Consider the following 3,591-nt stretch of genomic DNA (forward strand, 5'->3'; position numbering starts at 1 on the left):
TTGCGGCACCCCTGTCCGGCGGCATCGGAGAATATGAGAAGCAGGTCGAACCTGCATGACCAATGGGTCCGTCGAATTCGTCTGGGCGATAGTAAGTTTCGCCCGCAGCGGCAGACAATGAGGGAGTCCCGTCCGTCCTGAACGGACGATCAGGCGGTGTTTCTCGTCAGCGCCTGCTGCGCAATGCCGCCTCGAGTATCGAGGATTCCTGATCGCTGGCCGAACGAACGAACTGGAGCAAAGCGCCCCTCGCGTTCCCGGATTCTTCGAGGACCTGACGCAATGCGCGGGAGGCGGCCTCCTCCCGGCTCAACGCCGGGCTGTATCGGTAGGCGCCGTGGTCCAGATAACGCGAAACCCAGCCCTTTCGGTGCAAGTTGTCCAGCACTGTCATCACAGTCGTGTAGGCGAGGTGCCGATCGATTGCAGCGAATTCGTCGCGGACTTCACGCACCTTCATCGATCGATCGGCACGCCAAAGCATGTTCATCACAACAGCTTCGAGATCGCCGAGCCCGAGCACTCCGCACCTCCCTGGACAGATCGGCCGCCATGGGCGGCCGATGCTCACACGATTGTGACGAGAGGTGTAATCCGGTTGGAGTAAACCGATCCGGAATTATCACGATGACGATGCCGAATCGCTTTGCCCCGACACTGCCTCAGACCCGCCGTCCGCGCTTCTTCGCGCGTCATCATATAATCGCTCGGCCAGCGACCTCCAGGTCTGAGCGCAGCTCAAAGCTAACTCCGCGACCACCTCCGACCAGTGGCCGGGCAGGTTGGATGCGACGTCGTGACAGCTACCGCTGTCGACCATGTGCTGATAAAGCCAGCGCAGCGTTTGCCGACCGGCTTCGTTGTATCGCAGGGCGGGATCGTTCCTCAGCTTCGCCAGCAGTACATCGGGATCCGCTGCCGTGTTCGCCATCGAGATGGACCGTTTGATAGTCGGGACCGGCTTGTCCGCCTGCACCTCCATCCGGCGCCGATAGCGATCCGGAACCGGATCCTCGCCCCGTAGCGCTCGCTGCCGTACATCCGCGACTGTCGCCGGTGAAAGCCCGGTCGCGCGTGCAATTTCGCGAAGACCCGCGTCAGGATTCTCCTGAAGCAGCTCGGCGGCGCGACGCCGCGACGCCGTGCTGTCGAGTGGACGCAGGCGACCGTCCTTCCCCACGCGGGAGTTCAACTGCGACTCGCCCGCAGTCGAACACGCGGCTCGTACTGTCGAGACTGTTTTCGCCGAGAGCCCGGTCGCGGCGGCGACCGCGCGATCGGACCAATCCGGATGCTGTGTGATCATCCGTCCCGCTGCGGCCTTGCGGTCTGCGCTGCTCAGGGTGAGACCGTGTCGGATGTTCGCCGCCACCGCCAGAAGGAATGCCTCGTCTTCGTCGCAGTCCAGGATCCGCGCCTCGATGGCGGTCCGGCCGTTGAGCAGAGCAGCCCGGACACGATGCATCCCATCGATCACGCGCATGGTGCCGCGGTGCACCACGATCGGAGGCAGAGTCGTCTCCGTTTCCGCCAGCATCTGGGTGTGCGCCGCATCCTCTCCGGCCTGCCGCACCGAATTGCCATATGCCAGTAGTTTTATCGGAACGAGACTGATCGGAACGCTTTCTATCGATATCACTCGGGGTACACCGTCGACCCACCGCACGTACGGTGCGCGGGCCACTTCCGGGGTGTGAAACTCACAGATCGGTTCGGACATTGGCGACTCCTCCCCTGGTCGTAGTCGGCGATCCTCGGGGGACCTGCCGATGAGCCGCACCCAAAGGTACTAAGGCCCTTAGTAGGCGGCAAGGATTGTCCGGTCACTGCGGGAAAATCCCCGGAACATGTCAGACTCTCTGCGGCACAAGGAATATGACTATCCCGCTGTATCAGTACAGTTTGTCGATGGGGGGACGGTGTGTCTGCCGCACTTCGGAGCCGTCACCTCGACGCGGCTCGGCGAGACCGGCCGCCGTACCGCGTCGAGATAATGCGTGAGCAGATGACTCATAGCTCTTCCGGATCGGACGAAGTCATTTATCGGCGTGTCGCATAGGCCCCGAGAAGTGTGGTCTGGACAAGACCGTAGGTGAAAGGAGACTGCCTTGTTCTCGGCAGCGTTGCTTCTTCTCTCCGCGGTGATGGTCGGGATATTCGCCCCTCCCGTACTACACCGTCTCGATCCCGCCGTCCGCGACCCCGCTGCCGTGCTCGCGGCCTGGCTCGCCGCGGTCGTCGGCGTCGTGGTGGCGGCGACGGCCAGCGCAGTGGTGATCCTGCTGCCCGGTCACGGAGTATCCCTGGTACCCGACTCGATCTTCGACCATCGAACGTGGCGGTCGGTAGCCCACGGCGCATCCCCCACTGTCGAGCGCTGTATCGGCATAGTCCAAGTCGCTGCCTTCGTGGCCCTGACGATCTGGTTCGCGCTGCGGGTCACGCGGGCCACCCGGGATCGAATGCGTGCCTCCGATGCCCATATCGGCATGCTGCGGATGGTTGCCGATGCCGACGTGCGCAACCCGAATATCCTGTGGATCGACCATCCCGACCCCGTGGCCTTCAGCTTGAGCGGTCACACGGACGTGATCGTCGCGACGGCGGGGGTATACCGGCTCGGACCAGCGGCCTCGTCGGCGATCCTCGCGCACGAGCGCGCCCACCTGCGGGGTCGTCACCACGCCTTGCTGCTCTGGATACAGATTCTCGCCGAAACGATTCCCGCGCTACCCCTGTTCCGGCACGCTCCCGCCGCGGTGGCGGAATTGGTCGAACTCACGGCCGACGCGGCTGCCGCTCGTGCGTGCGGTCCCGATGCCGTGCGAACGGCGTTGCTGTGTATGGCGTTGCGATGTACCCCCACAGTCGCGCTGGGAATGGCCGATCATTCGATCGAACGCCGCCTCACGCGGTTGGCGCTGCGCCGCGGCAACGCCCCGGGCGCGCTGCGGCGTCAGATGACGCGGGCCGCGGCGGCGAGCGCGGCGGCTTCCGTGCCGTTCCATTTGACCGTCGCGCTACTGCACATCGCCGTTCTCGTCTGAGCCCGGATAGGGCGCCGTGATCTCCAGGACGGCACACGCGGCCTCCATCCCCGGTCCCCCGCTCATCAGCAATACCCGGTCACCGGCGCCGACGGCACCGGAGCGCCACAGGTAGTCCAGCCCGCGGATCTGGTCCACCGGGCCCGCGTGTCCCACTCGCCGGGTGTACTCCCAGATCCCGCGTTCCTCTTCGATTCCCAACGGGTCCAGGAATATCGCGTGCAACCCCTCGTGTGTGAACCCGTCGTGAACAACGCGCGCGATGTCGTCCCAAGCGACGCCGGCGTCCTTCAAGGCCCGTTCAACCGTGGCGATCAGAGTGGCGCCGAAATCACTCAGCGGGCGCTCGCCCAGCTCTGGCTCGCGGCGGCAGTAGTCCATTCGCTCATCGAAATTGAGGGTGGCTCCCGCGGTGATTCCGGGCGGGAAGAGCTGCTCGCCGCCACGGTGCTGGCGCTCGAGTTCTGGGTCGGAGACCGAATCAATAGCAAGCAACCGAGCGAACCCACCCCGCTTCGACAACACCACCGCACCACCACCATCC

Annotated in this window: 4 protein-coding genes; 1 reads left to right on the forward strand and 3 read right to left on the reverse strand. The window is 64.5% G+C overall.

From position 1 onward, the window contains the following. Nucleotides 1–166: 166 nt before the first annotated feature. Entirely contained in the window at nucleotides 167–523 is a 357-nt protein-coding gene (locus ON34_RS28725; protein WP_040785451.1) for a BlaI/MecI/CopY family transcriptional regulator, read from the reverse strand. 99 nt (nucleotides 524–622) lie between these two features. Further along, the gene (locus ON34_RS28730) at nucleotides 623–1,720 is read right to left on the reverse strand and encodes a ParB/RepB/Spo0J family partition protein (protein WP_083889855.1); all 1,098 of its coding nucleotides are present in this window, start codon (nucleotides 1,718–1,720) and stop codon (nucleotides 623–625) included. Nucleotides 1,721–2,108: 388 nt separating this feature from the next. Here ON34_RS28730 and ON34_RS28735 point away from each other — a divergent pair, with 388 nt between their 5' ends. Continuing rightward, nucleotides 2,109–3,047, forward strand: coding sequence for a M56 family metallopeptidase (locus tag ON34_RS28735; protein WP_040785454.1), 939 nt, complete (start codon nucleotides 2,109–2,111; stop codon nucleotides 3,045–3,047). Here ON34_RS28735 and ON34_RS28740 read toward each other — a convergent pair. Continuing rightward, on the reverse strand, nucleotides 3,021–3,591 hold a 571-nt coding region (locus ON34_RS28740), incomplete at its 5' end, for a 3-oxoacyl-[acyl-carrier-protein] synthase III C-terminal domain-containing protein (RefSeq protein ID WP_040785458.1). The genes ON34_RS28735 and ON34_RS28740 overlap by 27 nt on opposite strands.

It is taken from the genome of Nocardia pneumoniae NBRC 100136 (genome assembly GCF_000308755.1).
In the GTDB taxonomy this organism is placed as follows: Bacteria; Actinomycetota; Actinomycetes; order Mycobacteriales; family Mycobacteriaceae; genus Nocardia; species Nocardia pneumoniae.